The organism is Pseudomonas sp. Pseusp3 (assembly GCF_047304225.1).
Lineage (GTDB): Bacteria > Pseudomonadota > Gammaproteobacteria > Pseudomonadales > Pseudomonadaceae > Aquipseudomonas > Aquipseudomonas fluorescens_CD.
The window spans coordinates 20,942-27,925 of the sequence record NZ_JBGLYV010000076.1 but is presented as its reverse complement, the minus strand read 5'-3'; the positions used below and the strand labels follow the sequence as shown (position 1 = coordinate 27,925).

The following is a 6,984-nucleotide window of genomic DNA, read 5'->3' as shown; positions in this document are numbered from 1 at the left end:
GCGAGGCACCGAACGTCAGGGGCAAGAGCCCTTGGTTACTTGGGGCCGGGCGGCGCTCCGCTCTTCCAAGTAACCCGTCGTAAAGGCGGAACCCTAAGTGGCCGTTACCGCAGAAACGGATATGTACACCACCAAAAAATCACGCCAACCATGAAGCCGCCATCGCCAGCAAGCCGGCTCCTACAAGGAAGCGGCCTCCAAATCTGTGAAAAACACAAAAAAAAGCCGACATTACTGTCGGCTTTTTTTTGTCGGTCACTGCTTGGGTGGCTCACCCGTTTTCGGTGCCGGGTTATCAAACAGATTCAGCCGCTCACGCAGCTCATGAGCCGGCAGCGGTTCCTTGTCCGCCGGCAACCCGTTCGGGTCGACTGGTGCAGCCGGTGCAGCTCCCGGAGCAGCCGAACCTTGCGGTGCATCGGGAGCAGTCTCCGCGCCTTGCGAACCTTCGATCGCGCGCTGAGCCTTCTTGGTCAGCACCACGATGTCGATACGACGGTTCACCGGGTTGAACGGATGCTCACGATCGAACAGCGCCGACGAGGCATAACCGACCACGCGCGCCACCTGCGTATCCGGATAACTGCCCGCCACCAGCGCGCGGCGCGCGGCATTGGCACGGTTGGCCGAGAGCTCCCAGTTACCGAAATCACCGGTACCGGTGTATGGCTTGGCATCGGTGTGACCGCTGATGCTGATCTTGTTCGGCACCGCCTTGATGGTATCGGCCATGGCCAGCAGGATGTCTTCGAAATACGGTTTCAGACGGGCCGAACCTGAGTCGAACATCGGGCGGTTTTCTGCATCCACGATCTGGATACGCAGGCCGTCCGTGGTGATCTCGAACATGATCTGGTCTTTGAATTTCTGCAGCTGCGGGTTCTCTTCGACCTTGTTCTGCAGTTCTTGCAGCAACAGTTCGAGGCGTTCCTTTTCGACCTGCTCGGCCATGCCTTCGACCTGGTCGGTATCGACGGTGACCTTGTCCGGCTGCGGTTGGGACTTCACCTCAGGGTTGAGGGTGTTTTCCGGCGCCAGGGTCGGCGTTCCGCCCAGATCGATGATGTACGGCGTACCGCTTTCGGTAAAGCCGATCGGGTCCTTGAAGTAACCGGCGATGGCAATCTTCTGTTCCGGGGTGGCGGTGGACAGCAGCCACAGCACCAGGAAGAACGCCATCATCGCCGTGGCAAAGTCGGCGAAGGCGATTTTCCAGGAGCCCCCGTGATGCCCGCCGGCGTAGCGCTTGACGCGCTTGATGATTATCGGCTGGTTATTTTCCATTCTTAACGACCACGAACCGCTTGTTCCAGCTCCGCGAAGCTAGGGCGGTGCGCCGGGTACAGAACCTTGCGCCCGAACTCTACCGCCAGCGATGGCGGCATGCCGGAAGCCGAAGCGACCAGCGAGGCCTTGATGGCTTCGTAGACGTTCAGCTCTTCCTTGGCATCGTGACCCAGGGCATGCGCCAAGGGACCGAAGAAGCCGTAGGCCGCGAGAATACCGAAGAAGGTACCGACCAGTGCCGCACCAACGTGCAGGCCAATCATTTTCTGGTCGCTTTCACCCAGCGAAGCCATGGTCACCACGATACCCAATACCGCCGCGACGATACCGAAACCCGGCATGGCGTCGGCAATGCCATTCACCGCGTGGGACGGGTGGTCCAGGTCTTCCTTGAGGCTGGCAAGCTCCATGTCGAACAGGTTTTCAAGTTCGTGGGGAGCCATGTTGCCGGAGGACATGATGCGCAGGTAATCGCAGACAAATGCTGTCATGCGCTCATCCTTGAGGACCGTCGGGTACTTGGCGAAGATCGGGCTCGCGGCGGCATCTTCGATATCGCCTTCAATCGCCATCATGCCTTCGCGGCGACTCTTGTTGAGGATCTCGTAGATCAGGCCCAGCACTTCCAGATAGAACCCGTGGTTGAAGCGTGAACTGAACATTCCCAAGGCTTTCTTGAGAACGTGCATCGCCATATGGCCAGGGTTGGCCTGCAGGAATGCGCCGAGGGCCGCACCACCGATAATCATGACCTCGAAAGGCTGGATCAGGGCGGCAATCTTGCCGTGGGAAAGCACGTATCCGCCGAGCACGCTCGCGAATACGACGATGATGCCGATAATTTTAGCCATAGGTAGGAGAGCACTTACTGAGTCGGGTTCAAGGTCATATTCGGAAGTTAAAAAATCTCTTCTTCTACTTATCGGCAAAACTGCGCCAGACTATAGCCCGTTCAGGCGAAAAGCCAATTTGACCCATTCCGGGCCTGGGTAATGCTGACGATGATCGCCTCCAACCATGGTTAACGAAACGAACGTTCCAACGCCAAAACCGACGACACTCGAAGGCTGGATCAAGCTGCTCGATGGCGTACGCCTTCCCGTCCCGCAAGCCAGCCACGACCTTGTCTGCAAGGCCATCCGCGACAATCGCAGCTCGCTGCGCGACATCGCCGACCTCATGCAAGGCAGCCCGGCCCTGGCCTTGAGCGTGATTCGCGAAGCCAACCGGCACTCCCACGGCAGCATGACCGAGCCTGCGGAGAACCTCGAGATCGCGATCAATCGCCTCGGCCTGAAGCGCACCGAAGAGCTGCTCGCGCGCTTGCCCGCCGACCCCCAGTCCGACATTCCCAAAGCCTTGCGTCAGCTGCAGATGATCAGCCAGCACGCCACGCAACAGGCCAACGGTTTTTTTGCCAGTCGCCTGGCGCGCCTGTGGCAGGACATCCACTGGGGTAGCCTGCTGTTCCTTTCGCCCCTGTGGCCATTGGCGCTGACCCATCCAGAACTGCTCGAAGACTGGGAACTGCGGGTCATCCATAAAGGCGAGTCGGCACGCAAAGTCGAGCGGCAACTGTTTGGTGTACGCCTGCTGGACATCGGCCAGGCATTGGTGGAGATCTGGCGCTTGCCGATCTGGGTACAGCAAGGCTATCGACTGTTGCTCACTGAACAACGGGAACTGGTGAAGGTCCTGCGCATTGCCCGCGACAGCGAGCATCCATTGCGTCAGCAGAACCGCCTCGATGACAACCCGACCCTGCGCCGCTGGCTCAATCAACCGGCCAATACGGTATTGCTGGCCAACGGCCTGGCGCTGTCGGCGCAACACGCCTGGGACAGCCCGCACAGTGAGCGCTGGCAGTACCTGACCAGCCTTTACCTGCAAATGCCGATGGATGAGGTGCAGCAGCAACTGCATCAGCAAGCCGCCAACAGCGCGCGCCAGCATGCCATGCCCGATCTCTGGCACCCCGCCGAATCGCTGATCTGGCCGTGGGGCATGAACCGTATCCACGCCGGACTGCTGCCGGCCGCGGCACCCACCGCCGAAGAACTGGCGAAATGGCGCAAGCAATGCGCCGAATTGCTGGTCGAGCCGAGCCGCTTCACCAATGCCATGCACCTGACCATCGCCGCCCGGGACGCCCTCGCAGCCTGCGGCATGCGTCGGGTGATGATCCTGATGGCTGACCGCACCCACGCCAACCTGCGCGTGCACCAGACGGCCGGCCTGCCGAAAGAGGCGGCCGGGCTGAATTTCGTGGTCAGCCAGAGCAACGTATTGCAACGCCTGCTCGCGCAACAGGCCCAGGTCCGCCTGACGCCAGCCAACAACGCGCAATTCTCGGCCCTGATGCCCAACGGTCTGCGTTCGCAGTTCAGCGGCGAACACCTGCTGCTGCGTTCGCTGGTCAACAATGGCCGGGTGATCATGATCGTCGTGGCGGATCAGGGCGGAGGGCCGTTTTCGGAAATTTCCGTACAGGCATTCGGCAAAACCGCACAATGCATCGAAAAAGCCCTGCACAGCTTTAGTAACCGAGGCCAATAAGCTGCGCTACAATCCTCCCTTTTGTGCTCTGGAGACCTCACATGTCTGACTTCTCTGGCTTGCCGCTGGTGATCGAGCCGAGCGACTTGCTCCCTCGCCTCGACGCCCGCGAACTGATTCTGGTGGACTTGACCAGTGCCGCCCGCTACGCCGAAGGGCACATTCCCGGCGCGCGTTTTGTCGATCCCAAACGCACGCAACTGGGTCAGGCGCCCGCCCCTGGACTGATGCCCCCGCAGGCAGCACTCGAAACGTTGTTCGGTGAACTGGGACACAACCCCGATGCGGTCTACGTGGTGTATGACGACGAAGGTGGCGGTTGGGCCGGGCGCTTCATCTGGCTGCTGGATGTCATCGGCCACTGCAAGTACCACTATGTCAACGGCGGCCTGCCAGCCTGGCTGGCAGAAGGTTTGCCCATGTCGATCCAGATCCCGCCACCCGTGGGCGGCCCGGTTTCACTGACCCTGCACGACGAACCCACCGCCACCCGCGAATACCTGCAAAGCCGTCTCGGCGCCGCCGACCTGGCGATCTGGGACGCACGCGGGCCGCTGGAATATTCCGGCGAGAAAGTCCTGGCAGCCAAGGGCGGGCACATTCCCGGCGCGGTCAATTTCGAATGGACCGCCGGCATGGATCAGGCGCGCCACCTGCGCATCCGCACCGACATGCCGCAGATCCTCGAACAACTCGGGATCAGCAAAGACAAAGAAGTGATTACCCACTGCCAGACCCATCATCGGTCCGGCTTCACCTATCTGGTGGCCAAGGCTCTCGGTTATCCGCGGGTCAAAGGCTACGCCGGCTCCTGGGGCGAATGGGGCAACCATCCCGATACGCCCGTAGAGATTTAAGTTTTTCAAGGACAGTTAATGAACAAGCGTCTGTTTATCGTCAGCCAGTACCTGCTGCCTCACAACTTGCTCTCGCGACTGGCCGGCTGCATCGCCGAATGCCGCGTGCGCTGGTTCAAGAACGCCTTTACCGCCTGGTTCGCCAAGCGTTACCAGGTGGACATGTCCCAGGCGCTGGTCGAAGACCTGACCGCCTACGAGCACTTCAATGCGTTCTTCACCCGCGCACTGAAAGACGGTGCCCGCCCGCTGGACGAGACCCCGGGCGCGATCCTCAGCCCGGCCGACGGCGCGATCAGCCAGCTCGGCCCGATCGAGCACGGTCGTGTGTTCCAGGCCAAGGGCCACAGCTTCAGCGTGCTGGAACTGCTCGGTGGCGATGCGGCGAATGCTGCGCCGTTCATGGGTGGCGACTTCGCGACCATCTACCTGTCGCCGAAGGACTATCACCGCGTGCACATGCCACTGGCTGGCACCCTGCGCGAGATGATCTACATCCCGGGTCGCCTGTTCTCGGTCAACCAGACCACCGCTGAAAACGTTCCGGAATTGTTTGCCCGCAACGAGCGCGTGGCGTGCATTTTCGACACCGAGCGCGGCCCGATGGCCGTGGTACTGGTGGGCGCAATGATCGTGGCCTCGATCGAAACCGTCTGGGCGGGCCTGGTGACGCCACCGAAGCGCGAACTGAAAACCTTCCGTTACGACGAAGCCGCCCGCGCACCGATCCACCTGGAAAAGGGTGCGGAACTGGGTCGCTTCAAGCTGGGTTCGACCGCCGTCGTGCTGTTCGGGCCGGATCAAGTGAAGTGGGCTGAAGAAATGACCGCCGGTACAGCGGTGCAGATGGGTCAGGGCATGGGCTCACCAAAAGCCCGATATACACCGGCACTGTAACTGTAGGAGCGAGCTTGCTCGCGATGGTCGTCAACGATGACGCGGGCATTCTGAATGCACGCGTCGCTCTCAGGTTCATCGCGAGCGAGCTCGCTCCTACAGTTGTTTTACGGTGTCAGAGCTGGCCGTCGCGATCGCGCAAGCCCAGCAGATACAGCACACCATCCAGCCCCAGCGTCGAAATCGCCTGCTTGGCCGACTGCTTGACCAGCGGCTTGGCGCGGAACGCCACGCCCAACCCGGCAATCGCCAGCATTGGCAGATCGTTGGCACCGTCGCCGACCGCAATGGTCTGCTCCAGGCGCAAGCCTTCCTTGTGTGCCAATTCCTTCAACAAGTCCGCCTTGCGCTGCGCATCGACAATCGGCTCGACCGCCACGCCGGTGACTTTGCCGTCGACCACTTCCAGTTCGTTGGCGAACACGTAGTCGATGCCCAGCTTGGCCTGCAATTGCTTGGCAAAGTAAGTGAAGCCGCCCGACAGAATCGCAGTCTTGTAGCCCAGACGCTTGAGTTCGGCGAACAGGGTTTCCGCACCTTCGGTCAGGCGCAGCGAGGCGCCGATGGAATCCAGCACATTGACATCCAGCCCTTTGAGCAAGGCCAGACGTTCCTTGAAGCTGGCGCGGAAATCCAGCTCACCGGCCATTGCCCGCTCGGTGATTTCCGAAACCTTGTCACCCACACCGGCCGCCTTGGCCAGCTCATCGATCACTTCGGCTTCGATCAGCGTCGAGTCCATGTCGAACACCGCCAGGCGACGGTTGCGACGGAACAGCGAATCTTCCTGGAAGGCGATGTCGACATTCAGTTCCTGGGCAACGCTGAGGAATTCTGCCCGCAGCGCCTGCGGATCAGCCGCCTCGCCACGCACGGAAAATTCGATGCAGCCCTTGCCCTTGTCGGCCGGGGTGTCCAGCGGCATGCGCCCGGAAAGACGGTCGATGTGGTCAATGTTCAAGCCATATTTGGCGGTGATCGAGCTCACGGCCTGCAACTGCCCGGCTGTCACCTTGCGGGTCAACAGGGTCACGATGTGGCGCTTTTTGCCCTGGTTGCCGACCCACTGCTGGTAATCCTGTTCGGATACCGGCGTGAAACGCACCTGTTGATCGAGCTCATAGCCCTTGAACAGGATGTCCTTGAGCACGGACTTGCCTTGCTCGGTGTCAGGAATTTCAACCAGGATGCCGAACGACAAGGTGTCGTGGATCACCGCCTGACCGATGTCGAGAATGTTCACACCACCCTGGGCCAGAACGCCGGTAATGGCCGCAGTCAGACCCGGACGGTCCTCACCAGTGATGTTTATCAGGACGATTTCGCGCAAGGCGCACCCCCGCAGGTGGAAAAAAACCGCATTCTACCCACTTTCAGTGACCATCGG

At 60.7% G+C, this 6,984-nt stretch carries 6 protein-coding genes; 3 read left to right on the top strand and 3 right to left on the bottom strand.

Annotated elements, in window-relative coordinates:
* Positions 1 to 255: 255 nt before the first annotated feature.
* Together motB and motA are read right to left on the bottom strand one after the other, a co-directional pair.
* Positions 256 to 1,284, bottom strand: coding sequence for a flagellar motor protein MotB (gene motB, locus ACCD00_RS22355; protein ID WP_413427579.1), 1,029 nt, complete (start codon positions 1,282 to 1,284; stop codon positions 256 to 258).
* Positions 1,285 to 1,286: 2 nt separating this feature from the next.
* Positions 1,287 to 2,138 carry a flagellar motor stator protein MotA gene (gene motA / locus ACCD00_RS22350; protein ID WP_008016909.1) on the bottom strand — a complete coding sequence of 284 codons (852 nt, stop codon included), beginning with the start codon at positions 2,136 to 2,138 and terminating at the stop codon, positions 1,287 to 1,289.
* A gap of 166 nt (positions 2,139 to 2,304) precedes the next feature.
* On the opposite strand from motA, the gene ACCD00_RS22345 reads away from it, so the two are divergent.
* From ACCD00_RS22345 to asd, 3 genes are read left to right on the top strand one after another with little or no spacing between them, the layout of a single operon-like run.
* On the top strand, positions 2,305 to 3,843 hold the full coding sequence (locus ACCD00_RS22345) for an HDOD domain-containing protein (RefSeq protein ID WP_413427578.1): 1,539 nt from the start codon (positions 2,305 to 2,307) through the stop codon (positions 3,841 to 3,843).
* 41 nt (positions 3,844 to 3,884) lie between these two features.
* Complete coding sequence (rhdA, locus tag ACCD00_RS22340; protein ID WP_413427577.1) at positions 3,885 to 4,700, top strand: thiosulfate sulfurtransferase; 816 nt, start codon at positions 3,885 to 3,887, stop codon at positions 4,698 to 4,700.
* An 18-nt stretch (positions 4,701 to 4,718) separates the two neighbouring features.
* The gene (asd, locus tag ACCD00_RS22335; RefSeq protein WP_413427576.1) at positions 4,719 to 5,597 is read left to right on the top strand and encodes an archaetidylserine decarboxylase; all 879 of its coding nucleotides are present in this window, start codon (positions 4,719 to 4,721) and stop codon (positions 5,595 to 5,597) included.
* Between the two features lie 115 nt (positions 5,598 to 5,712).
* Here asd and serB read toward each other — a convergent pair whose 3' ends face one another.
* Positions 5,713 to 6,927 carry a phosphoserine phosphatase SerB gene (gene serB / locus ACCD00_RS22330; protein ID WP_413427575.1) on the bottom strand — a complete coding sequence of 405 codons (1,215 nt, stop codon included), beginning with the start codon at positions 6,925 to 6,927 and terminating at the stop codon, positions 5,713 to 5,715.
* Positions 6,928 to 6,984: the final 57 nt, after the last annotated feature.

Coding starts and splice junctions, on each gene's coding strand:
- rhdA (WP_413427577.1), top strand. CDS start 3,885: ATGTCTGACTTCTCTGGCTTGCCGCTGGTGATCGAGCCGAGCGACTTG.
- motA (WP_008016909.1), bottom strand. CDS start 2,138: ATGGCTAAAATTATCGGCATCATCGTCGTATTCGCGAGCGTGCTCGGC.
- ACCD00_RS22345 (WP_413427578.1), top strand. CDS start 2,305: ATGGTTAACGAAACGAACGTTCCAACGCCAAAACCGACGACACTCGAA.
- asd (WP_413427576.1), top strand. CDS start 4,719: ATGAACAAGCGTCTGTTTATCGTCAGCCAGTACCTGCTGCCTCACAAC.
- motB (WP_413427579.1), bottom strand. CDS start 1,284: ATGGAAAATAACCAGCCGATAATCATCAAGCGCGTCAAGCGCTACGCC.